A 14,885-nucleotide genomic window follows, 5' to 3' on the forward strand; every position below is an offset into this window, starting at 1 on the left:
CCCCCGTCAGTTCTTCATCAGTGAATTCTCGTCCATGGAGATAGAACGACGAGAACGGAAGATGGCCATGATGATGGCCAGGCCCACCACCACCTCGGCAGCGGCGACCACCATGGTGAAGAACGCGAACAACTGCCCGTCGAGATTGCCGTGCATTCGGGAGAACGTCACGAACGCGAGATTGACTGCGTTGAGCATCAATTCGATGCACATGAACACGATGATGGCGTTGCGCCTGACGATGACGCCTGCCGCGCCGATCGTGAAGAGCAGAACGGACAGGTAGAGATAGTTCTCCGGATTCATCGCTCGTCACGCTCGATCCGAGGATCCGCGAACATGGCATTGACGGAGGACTCGGATTCGGTTCCGTCGGGCAACAGAGCGCGGCGATCCACCCCGTTGTGGCGGGCGTACACCCCCGGACTCGGCAACGGTGTCACCCTCGAACCATCGCGGAATCGATCCCGGGCCATTTCTCGCTGCCCCTTGACCGGTCCCAGAGCTTCCCGGTGCGCCAGAATCATCGCCCCGATGGTGGCAGTGATCAGCAGTGCCCCGGTCAACTCGAACGCCCACACGTACTCGACGAAGATCAGCTCGGCCAGGCCCTCGACGTTTCCGGTGGAGTTGACGGCGTCGAGACCGGCGAAGTCGAGCCGACCGTTCCGGACCGAATCGCGCAGCAGCACCCCGATGATCAACAGCCCGAAACCGATTCCGATGACGACGGCCGCGATGCGGTGCCCGCGCAGGGTTTCGGTCAGCGACTCCGAGGTGTCGACTCCGACGAGCATCAGCACGAACAGGAACAGCATCATGACCGCGCCGGTGTAGACGACGATCTGCACGACACCCAGGAACAACGCCCCCTGCGCCATGTAGAAGGTCGCCATCACCACCATCGTTGCAGCGAGGAACAATGCCGAGTAGACCGCTTTGGTGCTCATCACCACGCCGAGCGCACCGATGACGGCTACGACGCCGAGGGTCCAGAACTGCACTGCCTCACCGGTGGACGTGGCCTCGAGGGCGAGCTGAGCGATGGCAGTCATCGAACCGGACCGCCCTCGGTTTCGGTTGTTTTCTCATCGCCGGTGACGATGCCGCGGTAGTAGTCCTCCGCCGAACGGCCCGGAGCCATCGCGTGCGGCGGGGCCACCATGTCCGGCTCCAGCGGAGCCAGCAGGGAGTCCTTCTCGTAGATCAGATCGGCTCGGTTGTCACCGGCGAGTTCGTACTCGTTGGTCATCGTGAGAGCCCTGGTCGGGCAGGCCTCCACACACAATCCACACCCGATGCACCGCAGGTAATTGATTTGATAGACCCCGCCGTAGCGCTCACCCGGAGAGAACCTCTCGGTCTCGGTGTTGTCGGCTCCTTCGACATAGATGGCGTCGGCCGGGCAGGCCCACGCGCACAGTTCGCAACCGATGCACTTCTCGAGACCGTCGGCGTACCGATTGAGTTGATGACGACCGTGGTAGCGAACCTCCGTCGGCTTCTTCTCCTCCGGATACAACTCCGTCTCGGCCTTCTTGAACATCGTCGCGAAGGTGACTCCGAAACCGGCTATGGGACCGAGAAATTCAGGCATCGGCGTTCTCCTTCGGTGACCTGGCGGCGGATGAGCGCACTCCGGCGTGCCGGCTCGAGAAGTTCGAGCCCTGGGTGGGAATGGGAGGTATCGGGAATCCGCCTGCCACAGCGTCGAACTCGGCAACGGGCACGCCAGGCGGCACGTTCCGCTCCCGTGCACGCCTGCGCACCATCAGCAGCAGTGAACCCAGGACGGCCACCGCGAAGATCATCGACACGACGAACGTGACCAGCGGTACGTCGTAACGATCGGCCCCGAGTACCCGCACCGTCGCGATCACCATCACCCAGATCAGGGCAACAGGAATGAGAATCTTCCAGCCGAAGCTCATGAACTGGTCGTAGCGCAGCCTCGGCAGCGTCGAACGCAGCCAGATGAACACGAACAGGAACACCCAGACCTTGAGGGTGAACCACAGCACCGGCCACCACCCCGAATTGGCACCGCTCCACAGACTCAACGGAATCGGAGCCTGCCAGCCGCCGAGGAACAGCGTGGTCGCGAGCGCCGAGACGGTGACCATGTTGATGTACTCGGCGAGCATGAACATGGCGAAACGCAGAGACGAGTACTCGGTGTGGAATCCGCCCACCAACTCACCCTCCGCCTCGGGCAGATCGAACGGAGCGCGGTTGGTCTCGCCGACCATCGCCGTCACGTACACCAGGAACGACGGCAGAAGCAGGAAGATGTACCAGGTGTTCTGTTGCGCAGCAACGATTCCGGAAGTCGACATGGTCCCGGCGTACAGGAAGACCGCCGCGAACGACAGGCCCATCGCGACCTCGTAGGAAATCACCTGCGCCGTCGAACGCAGCGCACCGAGCAGCGGATACGTCGAACCCGACGCCCACCCCGCCAACACGATCCCGTACACACCCACCGACGTGACCGCGAGAATGTACAGAACACCCACCGGCAGGTCGGTCATCTGCAGCGGCGTCGTAGTACCGAACACCGACACCTCGGGACCGAACGGAATCACCGCGAAGGCCATGAACGCAGGAACCACGGAAATGATCGGAGCCAGAACGTAGATCGGCTTGTCGACGCCGGTCGGAGTGATTCCCTCCTTCAGCGCCAGCTTGATCCCGTCCATCAGCGACTGCAACAGCCCCCACGGGCCCACCCGGTTGGGCCCCACCCGCATCTGCATCCACGCCATGATCTTGCGTTCGGCGTAGATCGCAACCAGCGGCGTCAACACCAGGAAGACGAAGACCGCCAGGGCTTTACCGACAACCAACCACCACGGGTCGTTGCCGAACATCGACAGATCGGTCGGCGCGGCCACGTTCATGACTGCCCACCTTGGGGTCGTTCCGCAGGCTCCACTCCCCCACCTCGGGGTCGTTCCGCAGAACCATGCCGAATACTCACCACTGCGCCCGACTGCACCCCCAGCGAGCGATACACCGTCGAACCGGTCGAGTTCATCGGTATCCACACCACGGTGTCGGGCAGATCGGTGATCGTCAGCGGCAACGTGATCGAGCCACGGTCCGTCGCAACACTCACCAGATCGCCGGTCTCCGCTCCCATAGCCGAGGCCGTAGCCGCCGACAACCGAACCGTGGGTGTGCGACCGGTCGCGGCGAGATTGTCCTCCCCGTCCTGCATTCGTCCCGCATCGATGAGCATCCGCCACGTGGACAGAATCGCCTGTCCCGGACCGAGGGTCGGAACGTCCGCGCGGGGTGCCACCCGGGCCACCGCGGTGCGCGGGCCGTTCCACACACCGAGGCGAGCCAACTCGGCGCGTACCGCTGCCGCGTCGGGCACGGCCAGTTCGACGCCCATCTGCGCGGCGATGGCGTCGAGGATGCGTTGATCCGGCATCACCGCGCCTGCACCGAGTGCAGTGTCGAACGTACGGGGTCGGCCTTCCCAGTCGACGAAAGTTCCCGACTTGTCGACCACCGGTGCCACTGGGAACACCACGTCGGCCCGCTCGGTGACCGCGCTGTGGCGCAGTTCGAGGCTCACCACGAACGCCGATCGGTCCAGCGCGTCGAGTGCCTCCCGGGGGTCCGGCAGATCGTCGAGATCGATTCCCGCCATGACCAGAGCGCGATCCGGTCCTGTGTCGGCCAGGATCGCCGCCGTGTCGCGGCCCACCTCCGCCGGCAACTCGGGCACTCCCCACACCGCGGCCACCTCGGCGCGCGCAGTCGCATCGGCAACAGGACGCCCGCCGGGCAGAACGTTCGGCAGCGCCCCTGCGTCGAGCGCGCCGCGTTCGCCGGCGCGTCGAGGAATCCAGGCCAGGCTCGCGCCGGTGTCGTCCGCCAGTTTCGATGCCGCCGCCAGACCGCCGGGAACGCAGCCGAGCCGCTCGCCCACGAGGACGATCGCACCGGGCTCCCGGAGGAGGTGTGCAATCGATTCGGTGCCGCGATCGCCGATGTGCAACGCATCGAGCCAGCCCGGCTCCTCGCCGGGAATCGACTGCAGCAGGACGCCGTCCAGCTTCCGTAGGCCCCGGGTGGAGAACGGCGCGATCGATGCCACCACCACTGCGCTCGCGCGGTGCGCCTTACGCAGCCTCAGGAACACCAGGGGTGACTCTTCCTCGGGCTCGAAGCCGACCAGCAGCACCACGGGGGCGTTCTCGAGATCGGAGTAGGTGACCCCCAACCCGGTCGCCGCGATACGACCGGCCAGGAAACTCGCTTCCTCGGCGCTGTGATCCCGATTGCGGAAGTCGATGTCGTTGGTGTGCAGCACTGTTCGGGCGAACTTGGCATAGGCGTAGGAGTCTTCGAGAGTCGATCGTCCGCCCACGAGCACCGCGGCACGTCCGACCGACCCGGCCAATCCCGTTGCCGCAGCCGCCAATGCAGCCGACCACGACGTTTCGATCAACTCCCCGGATTCGTCGCGGATCATCGGCGAGGTGATGCGGTCGGGTTCGGTGGCGTACTTGAATGCCCACCGGCCCTTGTCGCAGTTCCATTCCTCGTTGACCTGGGGATCGTCACCGGCCAGCCGTCGCAGGACCTTGCCGCGTCGATGGTCCGTGCGTTGAGCACAGCCCCCTGCGCAGTGCTCGCACACGCTCGGCGACGAGGTGAGGTCGTACGGGCGCGCCCGGAACCGATACTCGGTGTTGGTCAGCGCACCCACCGGACAGATCTGCACGGTGTTGCCCGAGAAGTAGGAGTCGAACGGCTCGTCGCCGAAGATCCCCACCTGTTGAATCGCACCACGTTCGAGTAGCTCGATGGACGGATCGCCGGCCACTTGAGCTGCGAAGCGAGTGCATCGCGCACACAGGACGCACCGTTCGCGGTCCAGCAACACCTCGGCCGACAGCGGAATCGGCTTGGGGTACGTGCGTTTGGTCTCGACGAACCTGGACTCGGCCCGGCCCGCAGCCATCGCCTGGTTCTGCAGCGGACACTCACCGCCCTTGTCACACACCGGGCAATCGAGCGGATGGTTGATCAGCAGCAGCTCCATGACGCCCCGTTGCGCCTTCTCCGCCGACTCCGATGTCACTTGGGTGCGCACGATCATGCCCTCGGCCACTGTCGTGGTGCAGGACGCCAACGGTTTGCGCTGCCCTTCGACGTCGACCAGGCATTGCCGGCACGCCCCCACCGGATCGAGCAGCGGGTGATCGCAGAAGCGCGGAATCTGCACGCCCATCAGCTCGGCGGCGCGAATCACCAACGTGCCCTCGGGAACACTGATCTCGTGGTCGTCGATGGTCAGTGTCACCATTTCGACCGGAGTGACCGATTGCTCCGTCTGTGCCGTCATGACGTCAGCTCCTCTGCCATCAGGGTCGATCGGTGTGGATCGAAAGGGCATGCCTGTTCGGTGACGTGTCGGATGTATTCGTCGCGGAAGAACTTCAGCGAGGACACGATCGGGCTTGCGGCTCCGTCTCCCAACGCGCAGAACGATTTTCCGGCGATTCCGTCCGCGATGTCGAGCAGTGTCGTGAGGTCGGCTTCGGTACCGGTTCCGCCGTCGAGGCGGCGCAGTATCTGCACCAGCCAGTAGGTTCCTTCTCGGCACGGCGTGCATTTGCCGCAGGATTCGTGTGCGTAGAACTCCGTCCATCGCAACACTGCTCGCACGACGCAGGTCGTGTCGTCGAAGATCTGCAAGGCCTTGGTACCCAACATCGATCCGGCGGCACCGACGCCCTCGTAGTCGAGCGGCACGTCCAGGTGTTCGCCGGTGAACATCGGTGTCGACGATCCTCCCGGTGTCCAGAACTTGAGCTCGTGACCGGGCCGGATACCGCCCGCGTAGTCCAGCAGTTCCCGCAGAGTGATGCCCAGCGGGGCCTCGTACTGGCCGGGCCGACACACGTGGCCGGAGATCGAGTACAGGGTGAACCCGGGTGACTTCTCGCTTCCCATCGATCGGAACCATTCGATGCCCTTGCGCAGGATCACCGGGACGCTGGCGATGGATTCGACGTTGTTGACCACCGTCGGCCGCGCGTACAGGCCCGCCACCGCGGGGAACGGTGGACGCAGTCGGGGTTGACCTCGTCGCCCCTCGAGCGAGTCGAGCAGCGCCGTCTCCTCGCCGCAGATGTAGGCCCCGGCCCCGGCATGGATCACCAGCTGGAGGTCGAACCCCGATCCGAGGAGGTTCTTGCCCAGGTAGCCGGCGGCGTAGGCCTCGGCAACTGCGGCCTGCAGTCTGCGCAGCACCGGTACCACTTCGCCGCGAAGGTAGACGAATGCGTGCGATGCACGTATTGCGTAGGCCGCGATGATGATTCCTTCGATCAACGTGTGCGGGCTCGCCATCATCAAGGGCATGTCCTTGCAGGTGCCCGGCTCCGACTCGTCGGCGTTGACCACCAGATAGTGAGCTTTCCCGTCACCCTGTGGAATGAAGCTCCACTTCGTTCCGGTGGGGAATCCCGCCCCGCCACGGCCGCGCAGGCCGGAGTCCTTGACGAACGCGATGAGATCGTCGGGGTCCATGGCGAGGGCCTTCTCGAGCCCCCGATAGCCGTCGTGACTGCGGTAGGTGTCGAGTGTCCACGAGTCCTTCTCGCCCCAGAACTCGCTCAGCACCGGCGTGAGGGCCATGTCATTTCCCCTTCGTCGGTGGATCGGTTTCGGTGGTGTTCGGCTGCGGTGGAACGGTCGCCGAAGGAGCCGGAGCCGGTTTCTCGCGCACCGTTTCCGCCACTGCTTCGGCACCGAGATCGGGATGACCGTCCGAAGAGCCGGTGACGGCCCGGGGAGCTGTCATCGAGTGCTCACGGGCGTACCGCAGACCGGCGAGACTGGCTTCGCCTGCGCTGCCGGAGGATTCGAGTGCACCCGGCCGATCGTCGGCGAACCCGGCCAGAATCCGCTCGGTCTCGCGGAACGTGCACAGCGGAGCGCCGCGGGTCGGGGTCACCTGCGCACCGGATCGAAGCGCGTCGACCAGTTCCCGCGCCGATGCCGGAGTTCTGTTGTCGAAGAACTCCCAGTTGACCATCATCACCGGCGCGAAGTCGCAGGCGGCGTTGCACTCGATGTGCTCGAGGGTGATGGCACCGTCGGCGGTGGTCTCGCCGTGGTCGATATCGAGGTGATCCCGCAGCGCGTCCATGATGGCGTCGCCGCCCATGACGGCGCACAGGGTGTTGGTGCACACTCCGACGCGATAGTTTCCGGTGGGCTCGCGGCGGTACATCGAGTAGAAGGTCGCGACCGCGGTGACCTCTGCTCCGGTGAGATCGAGTACGTCCGAACAGAATTCGATTCCGGCCGGCGTGAGATATCCGTCCTCGGATTGCACCAGGTGCAGCAGCGGTAGCAACGCCGATCGGGCCTGAGGATAACGACTCAGGATGATCTCGGCGTCGGCGCGCAGGCGGGCACGCACGTCGGCGGGATAGGACGCACGGGCGTCGGGGCCGACCAGCTGTACTGCTTCCTCGGGGCGAGCTCCGAGTTGGACGAGCACCGGCTCCGAGCGTGGCGTGGTCATCGGTCCACCCCGCCCATCACCGGATCGATACTGGCAACGGCAGCGATGACATCGGAGATCATGCCGCCCTCGCACATCGCGGCAACCGCCTGCAGGTTGGTGAACGAGGGGTCTCTGAAATGCACTCGGTACGGCCGAGTTCCACCGTCACTGACGATGTGCACACCCAGTTCGCCTCGCGGCGATTCCACCGTGGACAGCACTTGGCCCGCCGGCACACGCATGCCCTCGGTCACCAATTTGAAGTGGTGGATCAACGACTCCATCGAGGTGTCCATGATGGTGCGCACGTGGTCCTGAGAATTGCCGAGACCATCGGGTCCGGAGACGAGTTCGGCCGGCCAGGCGATCTTCTTGTCGTCGATGACCACCGGTCCGGGCCGAAGACGATCGAGAGTCTGCTCGACGATCTTGAGCGATTCCTTCATCTCTTCGACGCGAATCAGATAGCGCCCGTAGCAGTCGCATCCGGTGTCGGTGACGACATCGAACTCGTAGTTCTCGTACCCGCAGTAGGGGTCGGACCGGCGCAGATCGTAGGGCAGTCCGGTCGATCGGAGCACCGGCCCGGTGACGCCGAGGGCCATGCATCCGGTGAGGTCCAGGTAGCCGACGTTCTCGGTTCTGGCCTTCCAGATCGGGTTGTCGTTGAGCATGAGTTCGAGATCGCGTAGCCGTCCGGGAAGAACCCGCAGCAACTCGCGAACCTTGTCGATCGCATCGGCGGGCAGGTCCTGAGACAAGCCGCCGGGACGGATGTAGGCGTGGTTCATTCGAAGTCCGGTGATGGCCTCGAAGACGTCGAGAATCAGCTCGCGCTCCCGGAAGCCGAACAGCATCGCCGTCACGGCACCCAATTCCATTCCACCCGTGGCCAATGCCACGAGGTGCGACGAGATCCGATTGAGCTCCATCAGCATCACCCGGATCACCGTCGCTCGCTCGGGAATGTCGTCGGTGATGTCGAGCAGCTTCTCCACCCCGAGGCAGTACGCGGTCTCGTTGAAGAAGGGCGAGAGATAGTCCATCCGAGTGACGAACGTGACGCCCTGAGTCCAGTTGCGATACTCGAGATTCTTCTCGATACCGGTGTGCAGGTAACCGATTCCACACCGGGCCTCGGTCACGGTCTCGCCTTCGATCTCGAGAATCAACCGCAGCACACCATGGGTCGACGGGTGCTGCGGACCCATGTTGACCACGATGCGTTCCGTGGTCGACCCGCGCGCAAGTTCGACCACGTCGTCCCAGTCCTGGCCCGACACTGCATAGATTGTTTCGTCCGTTGCGCTCATCAGTTGTACGACCTGCGCTCGTTGGGAGGCGCGACCCGAGCGCCCTTGTACTCGATGGGAATACCGCCCAGGGGATAGTCCTTGCGTTGCGGGTGCCCGACCCAGTCGTCCGGCATCTCGATCCGCGTCAGCGCGGGATGACCGTCGAACACGATGCCGAAGAAGTCGTAGACCTCGCGTTCGTGCCAATCGTTGGTCGGATAGACCGCGCAGAGCGACGGTGTGTGCGGATCCGCATCGGGTACAGCGACTTCGAGTCGCAGGCGGCGTCCGTGGGTGATGGACACCAGATGGTAGACCGCGCGCAGTTCCCGGCCGACCTGATCCGGGTAGTGCACACCCGATGCCCCCGTGCACAATTCGAATCTCAGTTCCTCGTCGTCACGGAGAGCGCGGGCGACGGCGGGCACGTGTTCTCGCGAGAGATGCAGCGTCAGTTCGTCGCGAAAGATCACGGCACGCTCGACGGCGTCCTCGAAGGGTACGGCCGCGTCACCGGTGTCGAGGACCGCGGCCAATCGATCGACCACGGCGTCGAAGTAGCTGCCGTAGGGCCGGACAGCCGTGTCCACCGATGCCACCGGCGGCTGCAACCGGCCGTAGCCGGAGGTGTCACCGCTCCCCCGGACGCCGAACATCCCGCGGGGCCCGTCCGCCGTCATCGCAGCAGCCCCTTCAGATCGATGGTCGGGGTGGACGCCAACGCCGCAGCCTCGGCGGCCGCGCGCACCTGCTCGCGATTGACACCCAGCGGCATCTGCTGAATCTTTTTGTGCAGCTCCAAGATTGCGTTGAGCAGCATCTCGGGTCGGGGCGGACAACCGGGTAGGTAAATGTCGACGGGAACGATGTGGTCGACACCCTGCACCACCGCATAGTTGTTGAACATTCCGCCCGAGGACGCGCAGACGCCCATGGCCAAAACCCATTTCGGTTCCGCCATCTGGTCGTACACCTGCCGCAGCACAGGTGCCATCTTTTGGCTGACGCGGCCGGCCACGATCATCAGGTCCGCTTGGCGCGGAGACGCACGGAACGCTTCCATGCCGAATCGTGCGAGATCGAACCGACCGGAGGTGGTAGCCATCATCTCGATCGCGCAGCACGCGAGACCGAAGGTCGCGGGCCACAACGAGCCCTTACGGGCATATCCGGCCAACCCCTCTACGGTGGTCAGCAGAAATCCGCTGGGTAGCTTCTCTTCGAGTCCCATCGATCACACTCTTTCCGCATCCGTTCGAGGTGAGAACCGTGCATCGTGCCGTCGCCGATCAGTGGTTGGACGTCAGTCCCATCCGAGTCCGCCTCGCCGCCACTCGTAGACGTAGGCCACCGACACGTTGACGACGAACAGTGCCATGGCAACCAGTCCGAACGCGCCCAGCACATCGAGATGGACGGCCCACGGATACAGGAAGACGATCTCGATGTCGAAGATGATGAACAGCATCGCGGTCAGGTAGAACTTCACCGGAAATCGTTGTCCCGTCGGCGCATGCATCGTGGGCTCGATGCCGCACTCGTACGCGTCGAACTTCGCTCGGTTGTACCGCGCGGGTCCCACCATGGTGCCGACCATCACCGAGAACACCGCGAACACGACCGCAATGGCACCGAGAACGAGGATCGGAACGTAGGCGTTCATCCCGGCATCTGCTCCCTCGATCGACTACCGCGCCGGCGCGTAGTAAATGCGACGGCCGTACCAATGTGACCTGAACCACACAGTATGGGTTCGGTGTCGATCTCGCGGGATTTCGACGAGTCCAGTTTTCGTAAAGCGTTGACGCGCATGGATCACCCGAATTCGTCCGCCCCATGCAGTGTGACTCAGATCACCTGTCGGCCCCATGCGATCCGCACCGACGAAAACGACAAACCTCCCGACGATCTCGGCCGGCCGAACCAGGCTGCCGACATGGAACAGGAGAAATGATGAAATCGATTTCCGTCTCGGCGCTCGCCGCCGAGGGACTGGGAACTGCCCTGCTCGTGATCTTCGGCGTCGGCACCGCCGTGATCGCGGGCGACACCGTCGGAACCCCGGGCATCGCCCTGGCATTCGGCCTCACGCTGCTCGCGCTGGTCTATGCGATCGGACCGATCTCGGGATGCCACATCAACCCGGCTGTGACGATCGGAGCCCTGATCGCTCGCGCCATCACCCCGATCAAGGCTGTGTTCTACATCGTCGCTCAGGCCGTCGGTGCACTGATCGGCGCGCTGATCGTACTGTTCGTCGCATCCGGCCGTCCCGGATACGACATGGCGGCGGACGGTCTGGGCACCAATGGATTCGGCAGCGCCTCGCCCGGAGGATACGGGCTGGCGTCGGTCGCGGTGTTCGAGACGATCGCGACCGGCCTGCTCGTCCTCGTCGTTCTGGCCACCACGGCCCCCACCGTTCACCCCGTCGTGGCAGCCGGCATTCCGATCGGCCTGACCCTGACCGTGGTTCACCTGCTGGGCATCGGAATCGACTCGACGTCGGTCAACCCTGCTCGGTCCCTCGGCCCGGCCCTCCTCGCCGGCGGACCTGCCCTGTCACAGCTATGGGTGTTCGTGGTGTTCCCCGTACTCGGAGCTGTCGTCGCAGGCTCGATCCATCGGTTCGTGCTGACGGTGCCCGCATCGGAGAAAACGGTCTGATCTAGCGCGACCGAGAGACCTGGGCACCGACGCGTTCCGAGTGCTGGCTCAGCAGATCGACCACCGCTCGTCCCAGCCGGATCGGATCCAGCGGGTGCGGAACAGCAGCCTCGGCGCGCGACCACTCGGCCAACCACGCATCGTCCGGACGTCCGATGAGTACCAACACCGGTGGGCAGTCGAGGATCTCGTCCTTCAACTGCTTCGCCAGACCCAGACCACCGACAGGTGAGGACTCGCCGTCGAGAATCGCCAACGCGACATCGCCTGCATCCATGTGCTCGATGACGACGGCTGCCGTGGCGATGTCGACGTACTCGATGTCACCGAGTTCGGGATCCGGTCGAGTTCCGACGGCAGACCGCACCTGGGCCCGGGTCGCGGCATTGCTGCTGTACACGAGCACGCGGACACGACCGGATGGACTCGCTCCCGCTGTGGCGTCGGACACATCGCGATGCTACCGCGCGGTCCCCGGCAAACGGATCGAAACAGCCACGGCCGACGTCCATTCGAGGTTGCTGCGCCGGTCAGTTCTCGACGGTGACGACGACCGCGGCAGGTTCTTCGGTGGTGGTCACCGTGAACGCGGGTCGATCGGCCGCAACTCCGACGAAAGCCTGCGAGATTCCGCCGGGATCAGCCAGGAAATCGACCGAGACGATCGAAGATTCCGCATCACCTCGCACCCGTTCCGGCCCGGCATACGAAGAGAAGGTGTCGTCGACGTACCCGACAGGTCCCGAACCCGTGACCGTGGTGTCGTTCGTGTCGGCCGAGACCTCGTCGACCGGGCCGCTGCCCCCTGCGCCGGCACAGCCCGCGGCCAAACCGAGCATCAGTGTTCCGACGGCCGAGAGCGCGACCGGAGCCCTGCGGTGGCCGTCGTACATCGCCTCACCGTACTGAAGAAACCGATCGGTTCGGTAGTGCTGCCTCGACGCGATTCGGTCACGATTGCACCGACCTCCGATCCTGCTAGCGTCAGAGGGTATGGACCCGAAGAGCTATTCGTCCGGTGAGCGTGTGTTCGGTCCGCCCAACGGGACTTTCGACGCGGATTGGGCTGCGACCGCACTGCGATCGAACCGTCCCGAGTTGGACCACCCCACCTCGGTGCGCCTGGTGGAACAAGCCTGGGACCTACTCCGAACGCAAGGGCTGCGCGGAGAACGTCTCGCCACTGCGCTGGACCTCGAGCCCGGTCTTGCTGCTGCCGTGTCCGCGGTCGCCACCGAGACCGCCGAGCTGTACCTGGACCCTCGATAGCTCCAGGTCTCAGCTCCGTCCGAACTGCTCCCACGCGAACCCGGCCACGAGCACCGCTGTACCGCGGATTTCGGCAACGATCAACGACACCATGAACAGGTGCGTCCCCGAGACGGGATCGACGAACTGGTTCTCGGTGTCTCGCCGAAATCCGTGGACGGTGTAGCTCACGACGGCAGCGACGAAGAACACCAGCACCACCGACGCGGCGATCAGATCCACCGTGACCGACCAAGCGCTGAACTGCGTCAGCACTGCGAGTACCAGGGCGGCGAACGAGTACATCAACGCCGCCCGATGGGCGATGTCGACATAGCGATGCGCAGTGCCATCCGGCGACGTCGACATCTGGTGATACTTGATCACCCCCAACCCCAGTGCCCACAGCAGCAGGAGACCGGCCACGAGGACGATTACCTTGGTGTCCAGGTCCAGCTGCATGTCTTCCTCCCCCACTCGATCCCGCGCCGAAGGTATCACCGGCACCGGAGTTGATACCGTTCCGCAATGCCGGCCGACCCCGTACTGTCCCAGAACGCATTCGGGCTCCGCTTCGACTGGGGTCTGTGCGGTACCGACGCCATCGTCGACGGCGCAGACGTCGCCGTCGTCGTGGACGTCCTGTCCTTCACCACCACTCTCACGGTTGCTGTGGACGCGGGCATCGACGTCATCCCCAGTCGGTGGCGCGGCGACCGGGCCACGCAGTTGGCCGAGCAGTTCGACGCGGTCCTCGCCGTGGGGCGGTCGGCCGCCTCACCGGGCCTGATCAGCTTGTCCCGGCGACCGTACGGGCCGCGCCTGCTCCGGCACGGCTGGTGCTGCCGTCACCGAACGGATCCACCATCGCCCACGAGCTCGCGAGCACGGCCCCGCTGTGCCTGGGAGCGTCGCTCAGAAACGCATCGGCCGTAGCGCAGTGGATACGTGCCAGGAACCCAAACGCAGTGACAGCGGTCATAGCGGGCGGTGAAAAGTGGCCGGACGGATCCCTCCGGCCTGCCGTCGAGGACCTGTGGGGTGCCGGTGCAGTCATCGCCGCCCTCGTCGACGCCGGTGCTACCGATGCCTCCCCCGAGGCGAGAACGGCCGCGGCCGCGTGGCGAGCCGTCGAGCGAGACGTGGGCTCGGAGCTGCGGCAATGCGGCTCCGGTCGCGAATTGGCCGGGATGGGGCACCCGGAAGACGTGGACATTGCAGCCGAGGTCGATTCGAGTTCGAGCGTTCCGATTCTGCGCGACGGCGTATTCGTCGACGCGACTCGGGCATGAGTCGACCGGCGCTCGAAAACGACCCACGATGCCGACCCGACACGGCCGGTTGTGTCCGATATTTGGATCGGAACCCCGAATCACGGATCATACGGTGGTGAGTACGGAACGAGTCGCCCCGAAGACCACCGTCGTTGTACCGACGTACAACGAACGTGAGAACCTCGCCAAGCTCGTCGAGCTGCTGGCGGGGTTGCAGGTGGAGGGGCTCGGTGTGTTGGTCGTCGACGACAATTCGCCCGACGGCACCGGCGACGTCGCCGACAAGTTGGCCATCGACGGCCCCATCGAGGTCAGCGTTCTGCACCGCACGGTGAAGAACGGGCTCGGACGCGCATACGTCGCAGGCATGACGAGGGCTCTCGACGAGGGTGCGGACATCGTCATTCAGATGGACGCCGATCTGTCGCACCCCACCGAGGTGATCCCGGCGATGATCGACAAACTGAACACCACCGACGCGGCCGTGGTGCTCGGATCGCGATACGTACCGGGCGGAGCGGTCGCCGCCGATTGGCCCTGGCACCGCAAGGCCCTGTCCGCATGGGCGAACTTCTACGTCAACACGATCCTGCGCCTCGGCGTCAAGGATGCGACAGCGGGATTCAAGGCGTGGCACGCGCGCACCCTGCGCACCATCGATGTTGCCTCGGTCGAGAGCAACGGGTACGCATTCCAGGTCGAGATGAACTACCGAACCGTCAAGCACGGCCTCACTCTCGCCGAAGTGCCGATCACCTTCGAGGAGCGCAGCGAGGGCGAATCCAAGATGAGCCTGTCGGTTCAGCTCGAGTCGGCATTGGTGCCCTGGAAACTGTTGCTGCGCAAGAAGAAGCTCTGACC

Annotated in this window: 18 protein-coding genes and 1 pseudogene; 5 read left to right on the top strand and 14 right to left on the bottom strand. The window is 64.6% G+C overall.

Annotated elements, in window-relative coordinates:
• Positions 1-6: 6 nt before the first annotated feature.
• The 11 genes from nuoK to QM615_RS02525 all read right to left on the bottom strand — a co-directional run bounded on the left by nuoK (position 7) and on the right by QM615_RS02525 (position 10,498).
• On the bottom strand, positions 7-306 hold the full coding sequence (gene nuoK / locus QM615_RS02475) for an NADH-quinone oxidoreductase subunit NuoK (protein WP_008717020.1): 300 nt from the start codon (positions 304-306) through the stop codon (positions 7-9).
• On the bottom strand, positions 303-1,055 hold the full coding sequence (locus QM615_RS02480; RefSeq protein WP_283346967.1) for an NADH-quinone oxidoreductase subunit J: 753 nt from the start codon (positions 1,053-1,055) through the stop codon (positions 303-305). The genes nuoK and QM615_RS02480 overlap by 4 nt, the downstream gene beginning before the upstream one ends.
• A complete protein-coding gene (gene nuoI / locus QM615_RS02485; protein ID WP_499218530.1) occupies positions 1,052-1,597 on the bottom strand; it encodes an NADH-quinone oxidoreductase subunit NuoI in 546 nt (181 codons plus the stop codon). Before nuoI ends, QM615_RS02480 begins: the two co-directional genes overlap by 4 nt.
• Positions 1,590-2,900: an NADH-quinone oxidoreductase subunit NuoH gene (gene nuoH / locus QM615_RS02490; RefSeq protein ID WP_283346968.1), complete on the bottom strand. Its 1,311-nt coding sequence runs from the start codon at positions 2,898-2,900 to the stop codon at positions 1,590-1,592. Before nuoH ends, nuoI begins: the two co-directional genes overlap by 8 nt.
• Positions 2,897-5,365 (bottom strand): NADH-quinone oxidoreductase subunit G, encoded by a 2,469-nt coding sequence (locus QM615_RS02495; RefSeq protein WP_283346969.1) that lies wholly within the window; start codon positions 5,363-5,365, stop codon positions 2,897-2,899. Before QM615_RS02495 ends, nuoH begins: the two co-directional genes overlap by 4 nt.
• Positions 5,362-6,663, bottom strand: coding sequence for an NADH-quinone oxidoreductase subunit NuoF (nuoF, locus tag QM615_RS02500; RefSeq protein WP_283346970.1), 1,302 nt, complete (start codon positions 6,661-6,663; stop codon positions 5,362-5,364). Before nuoF ends, QM615_RS02495 begins: the two co-directional genes overlap by 4 nt.
• 1 nt (position 6,664) lies before the next feature.
• Positions 6,665-7,558, bottom strand: a complete 894-nt coding sequence (gene nuoE, locus QM615_RS02505; RefSeq protein WP_283346971.1) for an NADH-quinone oxidoreductase subunit NuoE — start codon at positions 7,556-7,558, stop codon at positions 6,665-6,667.
• Positions 7,555-8,853, bottom strand: coding sequence for an NADH dehydrogenase (quinone) subunit D (gene nuoD, locus QM615_RS02510; protein WP_068050737.1), 1,299 nt, complete (start codon positions 8,851-8,853; stop codon positions 7,555-7,557). The genes nuoE and nuoD overlap by 4 nt, the downstream gene beginning before the upstream one ends.
• Positions 8,853-9,515 (bottom strand): NADH-quinone oxidoreductase subunit C, encoded by a 663-nt coding sequence (locus tag QM615_RS02515; protein ID WP_149405947.1) that lies wholly within the window; start codon positions 9,513-9,515, stop codon positions 8,853-8,855. Before QM615_RS02515 ends, nuoD begins: the two co-directional genes overlap by 1 nt.
• Positions 9,512-10,066, bottom strand: a complete 555-nt coding sequence (locus QM615_RS02520) for a NuoB/complex I 20 kDa subunit family protein (protein WP_068050739.1) — start codon at positions 10,064-10,066, stop codon at positions 9,512-9,514. Before QM615_RS02520 ends, QM615_RS02515 begins: the two co-directional genes overlap by 4 nt.
• Positions 10,067-10,138: 72 nt before the next feature.
• Positions 10,139-10,498: an NADH-quinone oxidoreductase subunit A gene (locus QM615_RS02525; RefSeq protein ID WP_032397854.1), complete on the bottom strand. Its 360-nt coding sequence runs from the start codon at positions 10,496-10,498 to the stop codon at positions 10,139-10,141.
• 93 nt (positions 10,499-10,591) lie between these two features.
• On the opposite strand from QM615_RS02525, the gene QM615_RS02530 reads away from it, so the two are divergent.
• Both QM615_RS02530 and QM615_RS02535 read left to right on the top strand, forming a co-directional pair.
• Entirely contained in the window at positions 10,592-10,789 is a 198-nt protein-coding gene (locus tag QM615_RS02530; protein ID WP_149405948.1) for a hypothetical protein, read from the top strand.
• Complete coding sequence (locus QM615_RS02535) at positions 10,789-11,502, top strand: aquaporin (protein ID WP_283346972.1); 714 nt, start codon at positions 10,789-10,791, stop codon at positions 11,500-11,502. The genes QM615_RS02530 and QM615_RS02535 overlap by 1 nt, the downstream gene beginning before the upstream one ends.
• Position 11,503: 1 nt before the next feature.
• Here the strand turns inward: QM615_RS02535 and QM615_RS02540 are convergent, their stop codons facing one another.
• Together QM615_RS02540 and QM615_RS02545 are read right to left on the bottom strand one after the other, a co-directional pair.
• Positions 11,504-11,953 (bottom strand): hypothetical protein, encoded by a 450-nt coding sequence (locus QM615_RS02540; RefSeq protein ID WP_149405950.1) that lies wholly within the window; start codon positions 11,951-11,953, stop codon positions 11,504-11,506.
• A 79-nt stretch (positions 11,954-12,032) separates the two neighbouring features.
• Complete coding sequence (locus tag QM615_RS02545; RefSeq protein ID WP_149405951.1) at positions 12,033-12,395, bottom strand: hypothetical protein; 363 nt, start codon at positions 12,393-12,395, stop codon at positions 12,033-12,035.
• A gap of 100 nt (positions 12,396-12,495) precedes the next feature.
• On the opposite strand from QM615_RS02545, the gene QM615_RS02550 reads away from it, so the two are divergent.
• On the top strand, positions 12,496-12,771 hold the full coding sequence (locus QM615_RS02550; protein ID WP_068050747.1) for a hypothetical protein: 276 nt from the start codon (positions 12,496-12,498) through the stop codon (positions 12,769-12,771).
• Positions 12,772-12,780: 9 nt separating this feature from the next.
• Here the strand turns inward: QM615_RS02550 and QM615_RS02555 are convergent, their stop codons facing one another.
• Positions 12,781-13,212, bottom strand: coding sequence for a hypothetical protein (locus QM615_RS02555; protein ID WP_283346973.1), 432 nt, complete (start codon positions 13,210-13,212; stop codon positions 12,781-12,783).
• Positions 13,213-13,278: 66 nt separating this feature from the next.
• On the opposite strand from QM615_RS02555, the pseudogene QM615_RS02560 reads away from it, so the two are divergent.
• A pseudogene (locus QM615_RS02560) lies at positions 13,279-14,042 on the top strand (2-phosphosulfolactate phosphatase).
• A 97-nt stretch (positions 14,043-14,139) separates the two neighbouring features.
• Positions 14,140-14,883, top strand: coding sequence for a polyprenol monophosphomannose synthase (locus QM615_RS02565; RefSeq protein WP_283346974.1), 744 nt, complete (start codon positions 14,140-14,142; stop codon positions 14,881-14,883).
• Positions 14,884-14,885: the final 2 nt, after the last annotated feature.

Origin of the sequence: Rhodococcus sp. IEGM 1341 (genome assembly GCF_030056895.1) — a bacterium.
GTDB lineage: Bacteria > Actinomycetota > Actinomycetes > Mycobacteriales > Mycobacteriaceae > Rhodococcoides.

Coding starts and splice junctions, on each gene's coding strand:
- QM615_RS02525 (WP_032397854.1), bottom strand. CDS start 10,498: ATGAACGCCTACGTTCCGATCCTCGTTCTCGGTGCCATTGCGGTCGTG.
- nuoF (WP_283346970.1), bottom strand. CDS start 6,663: ATGGCCCTCACGCCGGTGCTGAGCGAGTTCTGGGGCGAGAAGGACTCG.
- nuoK (WP_008717020.1), bottom strand. CDS start 306: ATGAATCCGGAGAACTATCTCTACCTGTCCGTTCTGCTCTTCACGATC.
- nuoI (WP_499218530.1), bottom strand. CDS start 1,597: ATGCCTGAATTTCTCGGTCCCATAGCCGGTTTCGGAGTCACCTTCGCG.
- nuoE (WP_283346971.1), bottom strand. CDS start 7,558: ATGACCACGCCACGCTCGGAGCCGGTGCTCGTCCAACTCGGAGCTCGC.
- QM615_RS02550 (WP_068050747.1), top strand. CDS start 12,496: ATGGACCCGAAGAGCTATTCGTCCGGTGAGCGTGTGTTCGGTCCGCCC.
- QM615_RS02545 (WP_149405951.1), bottom strand. CDS start 12,395: ATGTACGACGGCCACCGCAGGGCTCCGGTCGCGCTCTCGGCCGTCGGA.
- QM615_RS02520 (WP_068050739.1), bottom strand. CDS start 10,066: ATGGGACTCGAAGAGAAGCTACCCAGCGGATTTCTGCTGACCACCGTA.
- QM615_RS02535 (WP_283346972.1), top strand. CDS start 10,789: ATGAAATCGATTTCCGTCTCGGCGCTCGCCGCCGAGGGACTGGGAACT.
- QM615_RS02555 (WP_283346973.1), bottom strand. CDS start 13,212: ATGCAGCTGGACCTGGACACCAAGGTAATCGTCCTCGTGGCCGGTCTC.
- nuoH (WP_283346968.1), bottom strand. CDS start 2,900: ATGAACGTGGCCGCGCCGACCGATCTGTCGATGTTCGGCAACGACCCG.
- nuoD (WP_068050737.1), bottom strand. CDS start 8,853: ATGAGCGCAACGGACGAAACAATCTATGCAGTGTCGGGCCAGGACTGG.
- QM615_RS02495 (WP_283346969.1), bottom strand. CDS start 5,365: ATGACGGCACAGACGGAGCAATCGGTCACTCCGGTCGAAATGGTGACA.
- QM615_RS02480 (WP_283346967.1), bottom strand. CDS start 1,055: ATGACTGCCATCGCTCAGCTCGCCCTCGAGGCCACGTCCACCGGTGAG.
- QM615_RS02515 (WP_149405947.1), bottom strand. CDS start 9,515: ATGACGGCGGACGGGCCCCGCGGGATGTTCGGCGTCCGGGGGAGCGGT.